We start from the raw sequence: 17040 nt of genomic DNA on the forward strand, positions 1-17040 counted from the left end.
CTCAAACCTCCAAAAAAGGCGCCAAAAGGGTTTTTAACCCACGAGGCTATCGATAGGGTACTTATTCTATAAAAAAACTGGCGCTGGGATGCAAATGCCTTCCCAGTCGCCAGTCAGAGCGGTGGTTTTTACACGTGGTTTTCAGGCTTAGCGATCAGATGGTCCATCACATCGCCGGTATAACCTTCCAGCGTGATAGACACATCGACGGTTCCTCCTTTCGCCGCCTGCTCACCAGTGAAGTCCCCTTTGGTACTCACCTCAATCACCTGAGATCCGTCAACCATGTTGGTACGAATATAGCTGGCGATATCCGCCGTACCATTCAGTTCATTCAGTAAACCACTCAGATCGAGCTTATCGCCTTCGTCCGGATTGAAATCCTTGACGATATCATGCCCAAAATCCCCTTTCTGCCACGTAAAGGTATCCGCCCCTTTACCGCCAGTCAGTATCGTATCGCCACTTCCCGCGATCAGGATATCATCGCCATCACCGCCAATGAGCGACCTAACCGCCCCTTCAGTAGAAGACGCGCTGCCATGTTCATCAAGCAACGTTGAAACGCGGTGCGCAGCGGCCAGATCATCATGAGGCTGCGACGCATCCAACGTACTATCATCCACATGTTCCACGGCGCTGAAACGCTGGGCGGCCAATGCCGCCGCAGGCTCGGCAGATAACGACTCCGTCGCCGGCTTGCTCGCGTTGCCTTCGGCATCCGTCACCGTGATGCTGATCGCCTTGCCCGCAGTATCCGTGGTCGTAAACTCCAGATGCGAAAGGAATTTATTCCAGGCATCAATATGTTGTGGTTTATCGGCGCTCACCATCAGCGTGCCATTGTCACCGCGATCGACATGGAACGTGTTATCACCGTACAGCTTCAACACATCATCTTTGGTGAAACCGTTAACTTTGATTTCTGCATGACTTAGCATGGTCGAATCATCGTCGGTAATCACCACGGCCGCCTTGAAGGTGGTCTTAACACCTTCGCCGGGCTGATCGCCGCTATTGTCCGGCACCACCAGCTTGAAGGAGCCGATTTGGATGTCGTCGGCCACTCCAGTCGTTTTTGGTGTCCAGTACTCCACTGCGAGCTTCCCATCTCCATCTTTTGTCAGCGCATCGTCTGGGAGCTTAATTGATATATGACTAAGCTTATCATCCAAATAATCAGGATCGTTCCGACGGCCAGTTTCTAGATAGTTTTTCGCCCAAGTCAACAAATCAGCCTGTTCCCCATATGAGTATTCAACACCATTTAACACAAATGAGGTACCTGGCCGAAGCACTTCAACGGCAGCATTACGAGCTCCCTCAGGAAAAGGTGCAATCCAATCCCCATTCTCATCTTCGTAATTTCCTGGTGCTTGCCAATCATAGGGAACCTCATCGGGTGTCGTTATCTGCAGCAAAGCTACTCCATTAAAATAGATAATAGCCTGCATTGGAGCACCATTTGGCCCACTATCACCTGTAATACCGTTATTCCAACCAATATCTAATTCAACTGTTGTATTGTCAGGAAGCTTGCCTATATCTACGGTTGCTGTTGATTCGACACGCACTGGTTTATCTCGAGAGATATTATTGTCATCAACTGTCAATAGACCTTTGTCTGCATCATTCGTGCTTACCGGGCCTTGCACAACCTTCCAAGCCCCGCCCAATGGATTTTGGTCATCGCCATCAAAGCCGCCGCCGGGCAAAGTGATTTCTTCCGTTTCCGCCGTCAGCGTCAACTCGACCTCTGGTGCCTTCTGCTCAGGCATATTATTAGGTGTGCCCTTCAAGACCAGAACCAAATCAGCCGATGCACCATCGCCATCAGCGTCAATCACTGAATAAGTAAACCGAATATCGTCCTGCTCATTCACGGTCATATTGTCACGTGCTTCACGGCTCATCTCAAATGTGTATGAACCATCCGCCTTGCCAATAAATGTGCCGTATTCATTGACAATCTTGTAGCTGCCATCGGGTTGCTTTTCAGCATTTTCCCAAACAATGCCTTTTTCGTCACCGGCACCATCGGCACCAAAACCATAGAGATCGCCGTCTAGTTTCCCTTCGATTCTTGGCATATCATCCACAGCCGAAATCGTGGCGTAGAGATCGAATTTATTAACAGCATCTTCCCAGGTGTACACCTTCGACACAGGATCACCATACTCGTTATTTTTGAACCCATCGATTGTGAATTCAAAAGTACGATCGCCCACGGTGAAGGTTTTCGTCAATGTCGCCTGATCGATTTCGACAATGTCGCGCTGATCTTCCAAAGGAAGAGGTCGCGTCACCCAATGTCCAGGGGACCACCAATTACCGGGTACCCAGACACTCTCTGAGTTAGGTGTTTCGGTGTGCTTCAACTTGATCGTATGTTCGATTTCATGCGATACCCCATCGATCGTCACATTGAACTTGACCACCAAATCCGTGGTATCCAATGTCGCACCCGTCACTGGGAAATTGATGTGCGAGAAAGAACCCAGCTTGAAGGTTGAGCCCAGCAGATTATCCGTATTCTCCCGGTACGCTTCGTTGTCATAATAATCGTATCCCGATCGACCATACCCTGTATCCCCTCCCCAACGTAAAGTCTCATAATAAGGATCACTGTCGGTGTTGCGTGAATCGCCGTTGGCACCCCGTGCATAATTTACATTGGCAAACCCGCCTTGTAGATCGGTGAGGACAATGTCACTGACTGGCACATTTAGAACCTGCTCTGTATCTTGTGCTTCAGGGGAATCATCCTCAACCACGACTGCAATCTTCGAATTGACCGTCGAACTCTCATCCGACACCTGCACACCGATATCAAAGCTCAGCGTATCCTCGACACCCTTGACTGGGTGATCCACCGGAGCCTTGAGATCGACGGTGTATTCGCCTGCATCATCGATCTTGACCCGCATGACTTCGACATCGCCTGCTTTACCGGTCAGGGCCTTGCCATCGTCAGCCACTGTCCATTTCACATCGATACCGCCGGACTGGAGCGCACCATCTTGCGGAGCCACCAGGCTGACGGTCAAGCTGCTGCTGTCCGGATCATGGATATCCAGTTTGCCTGATGCGCTGGCCGAGTCTGTCGTATCCGAAGTGCCCTTGTCATCCTTGATGCCTCCCGACAAGCCTTCTTCGGAAACCACTGCCGTCCCAGTACCTACCACAGGAGCAATATTGGTGACACTCAGGTTGATTTCACCTGCCTTGATCAATTCGGCTTCGAATTGTGTATCGCCGTCAACAGTAATCGACACAATCTTGTCAACTACTTGACCACTTTGCTCCAGTGTGACAGTGATTTCACCCAGCGTCTTACCGGCTTCAATAGTGATGGTCTTGCCGCTTTCCAGCGTCACGGTAATCTCTCCATGACGGTCGATCGGCAAGTTATCCTTGTTGCTCAATTCGACTTGATAGGTAATTGTACCGCCAAGTTTAGGTTGTCCAATTGCAGAAAGAGTGGCCGTTACCTCATTAATGGTGTCTGCAACCGTCACCACCGCCTTGTCGCTGGTATCTAGGTTCTCGAAGTTGCCCCCGGTCGCGTCGGTCACCGACAGCTCGAAACTGCTGGCGTCCTTGTACACGTCCTCGCCGTTGTTGATGTCAAACGGCGTGGAGCTGACCTTCGTGCCCGCCACATAATCCGGACCGAACGTGATTGTCGCCCCGTTGCTCAGCGTCACCGTCAACGCCGTTTGCGGCGCATGATCCAGACTGCCGGCGATCGTGGTTTGTCCCGTGCCTTCATTGACAGTCACGTCATCCAGCGTCAGCGTCACCTTGTCGCCTGCATTCGGCGTGCCCGGCTCGCCCGGATTGCCCGGCGTACCCGGCTCGTCGGTGATCGCCAGCGTGACCTTCTCACCCGCAACCAGGCTTTCAAACTGTTTGCCGCTGTCGACCGTGGCGCGCTCCGTGATGGTCTGGATGCTGACATCCTGCGACTTGCCGCCCACGAACGCGTCGTCGGCGATCGTTTCCTTCACCGAACCCGTTGTCTGGCCCGCCGCAATCTCTATCGTCTTGCCGTTGCTCAGTGCGATTGTCAGGCCGTCGTGCTTGCTCAGGTCTGCCCCTTCCGGGCCCGTCAGCGTGACGGTGTATTCCACCTCGTTGCCTTCCACCACCGGGTTCGGCGAGACGCTCAGTTCCGCCGTTACCTCATTAATGGTGTCCGCAACCGTCACCACCGCCTTGTCGCTGGTATCTAGGTTCTCGAAGTTGCCCCCGCTCGCGTCGGTCACCGACAGCTCGAAACTGCTGGCGTCCTTGTACACGTCCTCGCCGTTGTTGATGTCAAACGGCGTGGAGCTGACCTTCGTGCCCGCCACATAATCCGGACCGAACGTGATTGTCGCCCCGTTGCTCAGCGTCACCGTCAACGCCGTTTGCGGCGCATGATCCAGACTGCCGGCGATCGTGGTTTGTCCCGTGCCTTCATTGACGGTCACGTCATCCAGCGTCAGCGTCACCTTGTCGCCTGCATTCGGCGTGCCCGGCTCGCCCGGATTGCCCGGCGTACCCGGCTCGTCGGTGATCGCCAGCGTGACCTTCTCACCCGCAACCAGGCTTTCAAACTGTTTGCCGCTGTCGACCGTGGCGCGCTCCGTGATGGTCTGGATGCTGACATCCTGCGACTTGCCGCCCACGAACACGTCGTCGGCAATGGTTTCCTTCACCGAACCACTGGTCTCGCCCGCCGCAATCGTGATCGTCTTGCCGTTGTCCAGCGTGATCGTCAGGCCATCGTGCTTGCTCAGGTCTGCCCCTTCCGGGCCTTTCAGCGTGATGGTGTATTCCACCTCGTTGCCTTCCACCACCGGGTTCGGCGAGACGCTCAGTTCCGCCGTTACCTCATTAATGGTGTCTGCAACCGTCACCACCGCCTTGTCGCTGGTATCCAGGTTCTCGAAGTTGCCCCCGGTCGCGTCGGTCACCGACAGCTCGAAACTGCTGGCGTCCTTGTACACGTCCTCGCCGTTGTTGATGTCAAACGGCGTGGAGCTGACCTTCGTGCCCGCCACATAATCCGGACCGAACGTGATTGTCGCCCCGTTGCTCAGCGTCACCGTCAACGCCGTTTGCGGCGCATGATCCAGACTGCCGGCGATCGTGGTTTGTCCCGTGCCTTCATTGACAGTCACGTCATCCAGCGTCAGCGTCACCTTGTCGCCTGCATTCGGCGTGCCCGGCTCGCCCGGATTGCCCGGCGTACCGGGTTCGTCCGTCACCGCGACCCGCGTCGTCCCCGTGGTATTCAGCTGCTCGAATTCGCTGTCGCTGTTGTCCAGCACGCCCTTGATGTGGTTCTCGATCGCCGGCTGGCCGCCCACAAATACATCGTCCGGCGCGGTGATCGTCACCGACCCGCTGGTCTGGCCGGCCGCAATCTCGACCACCTCGCCATTGGCCAGCTCGAATTTCACCCCATCGTGCTTCGTGAAGTCCGCAAACGCCGGCCCGGTCAGCGTCACCGTGTAGGTGATCTCCCCGCCTTCGGCCACGCTCGTCGCATTGGCCGTCAGGGTCGCCGTCACCGGGCTTTCGGTATCGACCACCTGGATCGTCGCCGCATCGCCCAGCGTCAGGTTTTCGAACGTAGCACCATCCGCCGCCTTCGCGTCTTCCAGCGCCACACTGATGGTTTCGCTATCCTTGTAGACGTCTTCGCCTTGTTCTGGACGCTGATAGGCTACCGATGTCGTGCCTTTGGCTATCGTGACCGTCTTGCCGCCATCCAGCGTGACCACCACGTCGCGATCCACCGCCTTGTCCAGGCTCACCGTGAAGGTCTGTTCCTCGTTTTCCGCAAACGATGCCTTGTCCGCCGTGATGCTCACCGTGATCGCATCCCCGGCATTCGGCGTGCCCGGCTCGCCCGGATTGCCCGGCGTGCCGGGTTCGTCCGTCACCGCGACCCGCGTCGTCCCCGTGGTATTCAGCTGCTCGAATTCGCTGTCGCTGTTGTCCAGCACGCCCTTGATGTGATTCTCGATCGCCGGCTGGCCGCCCACAAATACATCGTCCGGCGCGGTGATCGTCACCGACCCGCTGGTCTGGCCGGCCGCAATCTCGACCACCTCGCCATTGGCCAGCTCGAATTTCACCCCATCGTGCTGGCTGAAGTCCGCAAACGCCGGCCCGGTCAGCGTCACCGTGTAGGTGATCTCCCCGCCTTCGGCCACGCTCGTCGCATTGGCCGTCAGCGTCGCCGTCACCGGGCTTTCGGTATCGACCACCTGGATCGTCGCCGCATCGCCCAGCGTCAGGTTTTCGAACGCAGCACCATCCGCCGCCTTCGCGTCTTCCAGCGCCACATTGATGGTTTCGCTATCCTTGTAAACGTCTTCGCCCTGTGCGGGGCGCGCATAAGCGACTTCCGTCGTGCCTTTGGCGATCGTGACCGTCTCGCCACCGTCGAGCGTCACCACCACGTCGCGATCCACCGCCTTGTCCAGGCTCACCGTAAAGGTCTGTTCCTCGTTTTCCGCAAACGATGCCTTGTCCGCCGTGATGCTCACCGTGATCGCATCCCCGGCATTCGGCGTGCCCGGCTCGCCCGGATTGCCCGGCGTACCGGGTTCGTCCGTCACCGCGACCCGCGTCGTCCCCGTGGTATTCAGCTGCTCGAATTCGCTGTCGCTGTTGTCCAGCACGCCCTTGATGTGGTTCTCGATCGCCGGCTGGCCGCCCACAAATACATCGTCCGGCGCGGTGATCGTCACCGACCCGCTGGTCTGGCCGGCCGCAATCTCGACCACCTCGCCATTGGCCAGCTCGAATTTCACCCCATCGTGCTTCGTGAAGTCCGCAAACGCCGGCCCGGTCAGCGTCACCGTGTAGGTGATCTCCCCGCCTTCGGCCACGCTCGTCGCATTGGCCGTCAGGGTCGCCGTCACCGGGCTTTCGGTATCGACCACCTGGATCGTCGCCGCATCGCCCAGCGTCAGGTTCTCGAACGCAGTACCATCCGCCGCCTTCGCGCCTTCCAGCGCCACACTGATGGTTTCGCTATCCTTGTAGACGTCTTCGCCTTGTTCTGGACGCTGATAGGCTACCGATGTCGTGCCTTTGGCGATCGTGACCGTCTTGCCACCATCCAGTGTGACCACCACGTCGCGATCCACCGCCTTGTCCAGGCTGACCGTAAAGGTCTGTTCCTCGTTTTCCGCAAACGATGCCTTGTCCGCCGTGATGCTCACCGTGATCGCATCCCCGGCATTCGGCGTGCCCGGCTCGCCCGGATTGCCCGGCGTGCCGGGTTCGTCCGTCACCGCGACCCGCGTCGTCCCCGTGGTATTCAGCTGCTCGAATTCGCTGTCGCTGTTGTCCAGCACGCCCTTGATGTGATTCTCGATCGCCGGCTGGCCGCCCACAAATACATCGTCCGGCGCGGTGATCGTCACCGACCCGCTGGTCTGGCCGGCCGCAATCTCGACCACCTCGCCATTGGCCAGCTCGAATTTCACCCCATCGTGCTGGCTGAAGTCCGCAAACGCCGGCCCGGTCAGCGTCACCGTGTAGGTGATCTCCCCGCCTTCGGCCACGCTCGTCGCATTGGCCGTCAGCGTCGCCGTCACCGGGCTTTCGGTATCGACCACCTGGATCGTCGCCGCATCGCCCAGCGTCAGGTTTTCGAACGCAGCACCATCCGCCGCCTTCGCGTCTTCCAGCGCCACATTGATGGTTTCGCTATCCTTGTAGACGTCTTCGCCTTGTTCTGGACGCTGATAGGCTACCGATGTCGTGCCTTTGGCTATCGTGACCGTCTTGCCACCATCCAGCGTGACCACCACGTCGCGATCCACCGCCTTGTCCAGGCTCACCGTGAAGGTCTGTTCCTCGTTTTCCGCAAACGATGCCTTGTCCGCCGTGATGCTCACCGTGATCGCATCCCCGGCATTCGGCGTGCCCGGCTCGCCCGGATTGCCCGGCGTGCCGGGTTCGTCCGTCACCGCGACCCGCGTCGTCCCCGTGGTATTCAGCTGCTCGAATTCGCTGTCGCTGTTGTCCAGCACGCCCTTGATGTGATTCTCGATCGCCGGCTGGCCGCCCACAAATACATCGTCCGGCGCGGTGATCGTCACCGACCCGCTGGTCTGGCCGGCCGCAATCTCGACCACCTCGCCATTGGCCAGCTCGAATTTCACCCCATCGTGCTGGCTGAAGTCCGCAAACGCCGGCCCGGTCAGCGTCACCGTGTAGGTGATCTCCCCGCCTTCGGCCACGCTCGTCGCATTGGCCGTCAGCGTCGCCGTCACCGGGCTTTCGGTATCGACCACCTGGATCGTCGCCGCATCGCCCAGCGTCAGGTTTTCGAACGCAGCACCATCCGCCGCCTTCGCGTCTTCCAGCGCCACATTGATGGTTTCGCTATCCTTGTAGACGTCTTCGCCTTGTTCTGGACGCTGATAGGCTACCGATGTCGTGCCTTTGGCTATCGTGACCGTCTTGCCACCATCCAGCGTGACCACCACGTCGCGATCCACCGCCTTGTCCAGGCTCACCGTGAAGGTCTGTTCCTCGTTTTCCGCAAACGATGCCTTGTCCGCCGTGATGCTCACCGTGATCGCATCCCCGGCATTCGGCGTGCCCGGCTCGCCCGGATTGCCCGGCGTGCCGGGTTCGTCCGTCACCGCGACCCGCGTCGTCCCCGTGGTATTCAGCTGCTCGAATTCGCTGTCGCTGTTGTCCAGCACGCCCTTGATGTGATTCTCGATCGCCGGCTGGCCGCCCACAAATACATCGTCCGGCGCGGTGATCGTCACCGACCCGCTGGTCTGGCCGGCCGCAATCTCGACCACCTCGCCATTGGCCAGCTCGAATTTCACCCCATCGTGCTTCGTGAAGTCCGCAAACGCCGGCCCGGTCAGCGTCACCGTGTAGGTGATCTCCCCGCCTTCGGCCACGCTCGTCGCATTGGCCGTCAGCGTCGCCGTCACCGGGCTTTCGGTATCGACCACCTGGATCGTCGCCGCATCGCCCAGCGTCAGGTTTTCGAACGCAGCACCATCCGCCGCCTTCGCGTCTTCCAGCGCCACATTGATGGTTTCGCTATCCTTGTAAACGTCTTCGCCCTGTGCGGGGCGCGCATAAGCGACTTCCGTCGTGCCTTTGGCGATCGTGACCGTCTCGCCACCGTCGAGCGTCACCACCACGTCGCGATCCACCGCCTTGTCCAGGCTCACCGTAAAGGTCTGTTCCTCGTTTTCCGCAAACGATGCCTTGTCCGCCGTGATGCTCACCGTGATCGCATCCCCGGCATTCGGCGTGCCCGGCTCGCCCGGATTGCCCGGCGTGCCGGGTTCGTCCGTCACCGCGACCCGCGTCGTCCCCGTGGTATTCAGCTGCTCGAATTCGCTGTCGCTGTTGTCCAGCACGCCCTTGATGTGATTCTCGATCGCCGGCTGGCCGCCCACAAATACATCGTCCGGCGCGGTGATCGTCACCGACCCGCTGGTCTGGCCGGCCGCAATCTCGACCACCTCGCCATTGGCCAGCTCGAATTTCACCCCATCGTGCTTCGTGAAGTCCGCAAACGCCGGCCCGGTCAGCGTCACCGTGTAGGTGATCTCCCCGCCTTCGGCCACGCTCGTCGCATTGGCCGTCAGCGTCGCCGTCACCGGGCTTTCGGTATCGACCACCTGGATCGTCGCCGCATCGCCCAGCGTCAGGTTTTCGAACGCAGCACCATCCGCCGCCTTCGCGTCTTCCAGCGCCACATTGATGGTTTCGCTATCCTTGTAAACGTCTTCGCCCTGTGCGGGGCGCGCATAAGCGACTTCCGTCGTGCCTTTGGCGATCGTGACCGTCTCGCCACCGTCGAGCGTCACCACCACGTCGCGATCCACCGCCTTGTCCAGGCTCACCGTAAAGGTCTGTTCCTCGTTTTCCGCAAACGATGCCTTGTCCGCCGTGATGCTCACCGTGATCGCATCCCCGGCATTCGGCGTGCCCGGCTCGCCCGGATTGCCCGGCGTGCCGGGTTCGTCCGTCACCGCGACCCGCGTCGTCCCCGTGGTATTCAGCTGCTCGAATTCGCTGTCGCTGTTGTCCAGCACGCCCTTGATGTGGTTCTCGATCGCCGGCTGGCCGCCCACAAATACATCGTCCGGCGCGGTGATCGTCACCGACCCGCTGGTCTGGCCGGCCGCAATCTCGACCACCTCGCCATTGGCCAGCTCGAATTTCACCCCATCGTGCTTCGTGAAGTCCGCAAACGCCGGCCCGGTCAGCGTCACCGTGTAGGTGATCTCCCCGCCTTCGGCCACGCTCGTCGCATTGGCCGTCAGGGTCGCCGTCACCGGGCTTTCGGTATCGACCACCTGGATCGTCGCCGCATCGCCCAGCGTCAGGTTCTCGAACGCAGTACCATCCGCCGCCTTCGCGCCTTCCAGCGCCACACTGATGGTTTCGCTATCCTTGTAGACGTCTTCGCCTTGTTCTGGACGCTGATAGGCTACCGATGTCGTGCCTTTGGCGATCGTGACCGTCTTGCCACCATCCAGTGTGACCACCACGTCGCGATCCACCGCCTTGTCCAGGCTGACCGTAAAGGTCTGTTCCTCGTTTTCCGCAAACGATGCCTTGTCCGCCGTGATGCTTACCGTGATCGCATCCCCGGCATTCGGCGTGCCCGGCTCGCCCGGATTGCCCGGCGTGCCGGGTTCGTCCGTCACCGCGACCCGCGTCGTCCCCGTGGTATTCAGCTGCTCGAATTCGCTGTCGCTGTTGTCCAGCACGCCCTTGATGTGATTCTCGATCGCCGGCTGGCCGCCCACAAATACATCGTCCGGCGCGGTGATCGTCACCGACCCGCTGGTCTGGCCGGCCGCAATCTCGACCACCTCGCCATTGGCCAGCTCGAATTTCACGCCATCGTGCTTCGTGAAGTCCGCAAACGCCGGCCCGGTCAGCGTCACCGTGTAGGTGATCTCCCCGCCTTCGGCCACGCTCGTCGCATTGGCCGTCAGGGTCGCCGTCACCGGGCTTTCGGTATCGACCACCTGGATCGTCGCCGCATCGCCCAGCGTCAGGTTCTCGAACGCAGTACCATCCGCCGCCTTCGCGCCTTCCAGCGCCACACTGATGGTTTCGCTATCCTTGTAGACGTCTTCGCCTTGTTCTGGACGCTGATAGGCTACCGATGTCGTGCCTTTGGCGATCGTGACCGTCTTGCCACCATCCAGTGTGACCACCACGTCGCGATCCACCGCCTTGTCCAGGCTGACCGTAAAGGTCTGTTCCTCGTTTTCCGCAAACGATGCCTTGTCCGCCGTGATGCTCACCGTGATCGCATCCCCGGCATTCGGCGTGCCCGGCTCGCCCGGATTGCCCGGCGTGCCGGGTTCGTCCGTCACCGCGACCCGCGTCGTCCCCGTGGTATTCAGCTGCTCGAATTCGCTGTCGCTGTTGTCCAGCACGCCCTTGATGTGATTCTCGATCGCCGGCTGGCCGCCCACAAATACATCGTCCGGCGCGGTGATCGTCACCGACCCGCTGGTCTGGCCGGCCGCAATCTCGACCACCTCGCCATTGGCCAGCTCGAATTTCACGCCATCGTGCTTCGTGAAGTCCGCAAACGCCGGCCCGGTCAGCGTCACCGTGTAGGTGATCTCCCCGCCTTCGGCCACGCTCGTCGCATTGGCCGTCAGCGTCGCCGTCACCGGGCTTTCGGTATCGACCACCTGGATCGTCGCCGCATCGCCCAGCGTCAGGTTCTCGAAGACTGCGTTATCTGCGCCCTTCGCGCCTTCCAGCGCCACACGGATAGTTTCTCCATCCTTGTAGACGTCTTCGCCTTGTTCTGGACGCTGATAGGCTACCGATGTCGTGCCTTTGGCTATCGTAACCGTCTTGCCGCCATCCAGCGTGACCACCACGTCGCGATCCACCGCCTTGTCCAGACTCACCGTAAACGTCTGTGCTTCGTTCTCCGCAAACGATGCCTTGTCCGCCGTGATGCTCACCGTGATCGCATCCCCGGCATTCGGCGTGCCCGGCTCGCCCGGATTGCCCGGCGTGCCCGGCTCGTCCGTCACCGCGACCCGCGTCGTCCCCGTGGTATTCAGCTGCTCGAATTCGCTGTCGCTGTTGTCCAGCACGCCCTTGATGTGGTTCTCGATCGCCGGCTGGCCGCCCACAAATACATCGTCCGGCGCGGTGATCGTCACCGACCCGCTGGTCTGGCCGGCCGCAATCTCGACCACCTCGCCATTGGCCAGCTCGAATTTCACCCCATCGTGCTTCGTGAAGTCCGCAAACGCCGGCCCGGTCAGCGTCACCGTGTAGGTGATCTCCCCGCCTTCGGCCACGCTCGTCGCATTGGCCGTCAGGGTCGCCGTCACCGGGCTTTCGGTATCGACCACCTGGATCGTCGCCGCATCGCCCAGCGTCAGGTTCTCGAACGCAGTACCATCCGCCGCCTTCGCGCCTTCCAGCGCCACACTGATGGTTTCGCTATCCTTGTAGACGTCTTCGCCTTGTTCTGGACGCTGATAGGCTACCGATGTCGTGCCTTTGGCGATCGTGACCGTCTTGCCACCATCCAGTGTGACCACCACGTCGCGATCCACCGCCTTGTCCAGGCTGACCGTAAAGGTCTGTTCCTCGTTTTCCGCAAACGATGCCTTGTCCGCCGTGATGCTTACCGTGATCGCATCCCCGGCATTCGGCGTGCCCGGCTCGCCCGGATTGCCCGGCGTGCCGGGTTCGTCCGTCACCGCGACCCGCGTCGTCCCCGTGGTATTCAGCTGCTCGAATTCGCTGTCGCTGTTGTCCAGCACGCCCTTGATGTGATTCTCGATCGCCGGCTGGCCGCCCACAAATACATCGTCCGGCGCGGTGATCGTCACCGACCCGCTGGTCTGGCCGGCCGCAATCTCGACCACCTCGCCATTGGCCAGCTCGAATTTCACCCCATCGTGCTTCGTGAAGTCCGCAAACGCCGGCCCGGTCAGCGTCACCGTGTAGGTGATCTCCCCGCCTTCGGCCACGCTCGTCGCATTGGCCGTCAGGGTCGCCGTCACCGGGCTTTCGGTATCGACCACCTGGATCGTCGCCGCATCGCCCAGCGTCAGGTTTTCGAACGTAGCACCATCCGCCGCCTTCGCGTCTTCCAGCGCCACACTGATGGTTTCGCTATCCTTGTAGACGTCTTCGCCTTGTTCTGGACGCTGATAGGCTACCGATGTCGTGCCTTTGGCTATCGTGACCGTCTTGCCGCCATCCAGCGTGACCACCACGTCGCGATCCACCGCCTTGTCCAGGCTCACCGTGAAGGTCTGTTCCTCGTTTTCCGCAAACGATGCCTTGTCCGCCGTGATGCTCACCGTGATCGCATCCCCGGCATTCGGCGTGCCCGGCTCGCCCGGATTGCCCGGCGTACCCGGTTCGTCGGTGATCGCCAGCGTCACATCCTCGCCCTTGACCAGGCTCTCGAACTGCTTGCCGCTGCCTTCCGTGGCCTTTTCCGTGATGGACTCGATGCCAACCGTCTGCGTCTTGCCGCCCACGAACACGTCGTCCGCAATGGTTTCCTTCACCGAACCGCTGGTCTCGCCCGCCGCAATCGTGATCGTCTTGCCGTTGTCCAGCGTGATCGTCAGGCCATCGTGCTTGCTCAGGTCCAGGTTCGTACCTTCCGGGCCTTTCAGCGTGATGGTGTATTCGACCTCGTTACCCTCAACCACCGGGTTCGGGTTCACGCTCAACTCTGCCGTCACCTTGTCAATCGTGTCGCTGATCTGAGCCGTGGCATCGCCACCAATGACCAGGTTTTCAAAGGTTTTGCCCTCAACGACCGCCGAGCTAATCCCTGCAGTGACGTCGCCCGCGTCGATATAGACGTCATCGCCCTGTGCCGGTACGCGGTATTCCGCGCTTTGCTCGCCCGCTTTGATGGTGATCTGGTCGCCATTCTTCAGCGTCACCAGCAGATCGTCCGGCAGTTGGGTATCGACCCTGATGGTGAACACCGCGTCTTCCGCTTCGGTTACGTCGCCGTTGGCCTCGATGGTGACATTGACCGCGTCACTGTCGTCCACCACCTTGACGGTCGTCGTGGCGTCTTTATTCAGCGCCTCGAAGTTGCCCCCCGTGGTGGTGTCGATGCCGATGTTCAGCGGCTCGTCGCCCTGCTGGTAGGCGTCATCCGGCCGCGTCGCGATCGGCTCGCTGGTGCCGCTCGTCGCGCCCACCGGAATGGTGACGGTCGCGCCGTTGGTCAGTGTGATCACCAGATCTGACTGCGTGACCGGATTGTCGACCGTAGCCGTTACCTGATAGGTGCCGCCTTCAGTCACCGTCTCCGGCGCCGTCAGCGTGATCTTTGTCGCATCACTGTCGTCCACTACCGTCGTGCTGGTGCTGCTCGATGTGTCCAGATTGGTATAACTGCCGCCCTGCGTGCCGCCTATGCCAATTTGAACGACTTCGTCATCCTGCCGATAGGCATCATCGGGACGAGTGCCAATCTCAACTTGTCCGGTGGTTTCGCCCACCGGAATAGTAATCATTGAACCATCCGTCAGCCCAATGACCAGATCGCTGCCTGTCACCGGATTATTTACCGTTGCCGTCACGGTAATTTTGCCGCCTTCAGTGACGCGATCATCCGAACTTAACGTAATGGTGTCATTGTTTTCTGCTGGCAGCGGGAAGGCCAACGACTGTGTATCAAAACCGTCCGTTTCCACCAGGTTATCCGTCGCGAAACCAATCCCCGCCGTGGGGTAACCAACGGTTGGATCCACGATTTGCCCGGTCAAATCCAGTACAACCGCCGCATGGCTTCCGCCACCGTCGCCGGCTTCACCGACATCAGTATTGCCCGCCGCCGTGGCTTCCAGTATTTGGGTCGGGTCAGCACCTTGTAAGATCGCTTCTTGCAAGGCAGCCACTTCATCTGCGCCTTGAGGCGTTTCCTGCGGCGTGATGTCTCCGTTGTCGCTCCATTGGCTGTTTCTCCCCACATCCAACGAACGACCATCCGGTAATGTGATGGTTACCGCACCATCTCCTCCGGTGACAATCTCTTCTCCGCGATAAATTTTATCGCCGACCATTAACAATCGCTGCACACCGTCCAGAGATATAACGAAGACCTGTCCGATAACAAATTTGATGATACCGACCACGTTATTCATGTAACTGCCCCTTGATATCTGTTTGTTTTTTATTCATTAAAAGCGCTATGGGAGGAACGTTCATCATCCTGATGAATAAGGTTTCAATTATGTGTCCGTTGGAAACGGATAGGTATGCAGCCAAAAATCACCGTATCTAAACGCCAATCGCTTGACTCGCTGAGGAATATAATAAAGAATTCGGACTATTCTTGCCATAAAGAATATTATAAAACCAGAACAAATATTGCCATTGAGTAAATCATCACAACAAAAATAAGTAATAATATGATTTATAAAAACTTTTATTTTGTTTTCGAAGGCAACACAGCGTTAATTGATAAAAAAATAAATTAAGAATAATCACAGAAATATATCTATGATTAAGAATATTCACAGAAACCACTGGCGTATCGTAAAGGAAATTAACATTATGACCCCCGTATATCGTTCCATTCTTATCCCTTTGGGATTTTTCATCGCTCCTAACGCTATTGTCACGGCGGCAACATTAGAAGACACCATTAAGCATTCCATTACGACACACCCTGAAGTGAATGCCGCAGTAAATAGCCGTTTATCCGCCGATTACGATTTACGCGCGGCCAAAGGCGGCTATTTGCCTTCCGTGACATTAAATGCAGGCACGGGGCATGAACAAACGGATAGCCCTTCAACGCGCGCCAGTGGTAACCATAAAGTGGGGCTACACCGTAGTGAATCCAGTATTAACTTACAGCAAATGGTGTTTGATGGGTTTGCGACGTCCAGTGAAGTAGGACGGCAGCGTGCGACCGTTAATTCACGCGCCTTCAAAGTACTTAACACGGCTGAGGCCGTCGCCTTGGAGACGGTTCAGGTCTATTTGGATGTGTTGCAACGGCAGGAATTCGTCAAACTGGCTGAGAGCAATCTCGCTAATCATGAACGTATTTATGACCAGATCAAACTCCGTAGCGCGCAAGGCGTTGGGCGTCTCGCCGATTTAGAACAGGCGGAAGCTCGTCTGGCTCAGGCACGCAATAATCTGCTCACCGAGCAAACCAACCTTGATGATGCCAGAACGAATTATTTTAGTGTCACCGGTACCGAACCTGAGAATCTGTCCTTACCAGATACTTCTATATTGGCACTGCCTGCATCACAAAAAGAAGCGCGGCGTATTATGCTGGCGAATAACCCCGCGTTGAAATCTGCTGAGGCGGATATCAACGCGACAGAACACCAGTATCAGGCAGCGAAGTCCACTTTTTACCCCAGAGTAGATGTAGAGTTAGCACGTAGCATGGGCAATAATCTGGATGCCGCGCGCGGTCATAATAATGAATGGCAGGCGATGGTCAGAATGCGCTATAACTTATATGAAGGTGGTAGCAACAAGGCGAATGCCGAAGCGAAAGCCTATCAGATTAAAGAAGCACAGGAAGTGCGTAATAATGCATTACGGCAGTTAAATGAAGAACTGGGCCTGGCCTGGTCGGCTCTGAATAATGCGCGTAAACAGATCCCTATTGCGGCTGAATATGCCGATCGCAGTATGAAAGTCCGCACCGCATACCAGAAGCAATTCAGCATCGGTGAAAGAACGCTACTTGATGTGTTAGATAGTGAGAATGAATTGTTGACGGCGCAACGCCGTCTGGTTGAAATTCAATTTATTGAACGCTTTAGCAAATACAGAATCATGGCGCGAATTGGGGATTTGCTGCGTAGCCTCGCGATTCAAAACCCCGCTGCGGCACAAAGTCTTGATAATGTTACAACGAAGGCAGAATTACCGTCATTAAATTGATGGTGATACATAAAGAACGACGAATAACGTGTTTCTTCATTGATAAGCGTTATCTTAAAGTACGCTGTTGTTCATTGATATCGTCAGAGAATGGCGGCG

The 17040-nt window shown here is 58.0% G+C and carries 2 protein-coding genes; one reads left to right on the forward strand and one right to left on the reverse strand.

The window, feature by feature from the left end; translation table 11 throughout:
• Positions 1 to 128: 128 nt before the first annotated feature.
• Positions 129 to 15170 (reverse strand): immunoglobulin-like domain-containing protein, encoded by a 15042-nt coding sequence (locus RFN81_RS13195; protein ID WP_264496266.1) that lies wholly within the window; start codon positions 15168 to 15170, stop codon positions 129 to 131.
• A 412-nt stretch (positions 15171 to 15582) separates the two neighbouring features.
• Between RFN81_RS13195 and RFN81_RS13200 the strand changes: the two genes are divergently transcribed.
• On the forward strand, positions 15583 to 16941 hold the full coding sequence (locus RFN81_RS13200; RefSeq protein ID WP_264496267.1) for a TolC family outer membrane protein: 1359 nt from the start codon (positions 15583 to 15585) through the stop codon (positions 16939 to 16941).
• Positions 16942 to 17040 lie beyond the last annotated feature (99 nt).

This window comes from Pectobacterium cacticida, assembly GCF_036885195.1.
Taxonomy (GTDB): domain Bacteria; phylum Pseudomonadota; class Gammaproteobacteria; order Enterobacterales; family Enterobacteriaceae; genus Pectobacterium; species Pectobacterium cacticida.

Bases quoted from the DNA above. Each gene is read 5' to 3' on its own strand.
- RFN81_RS13200 (WP_264496267.1), top strand. From the start codon at position 15,583: ATGACCCCCGTATATCGTTCCATTCTTATCCCTTTGGGATTTTTCATC.
- RFN81_RS13195 (WP_264496266.1), bottom strand. From the start codon at position 15,170: ATGAATAACGTGGTCGGTATCATCAAATTTGTTATCGGACAGGTCTTC.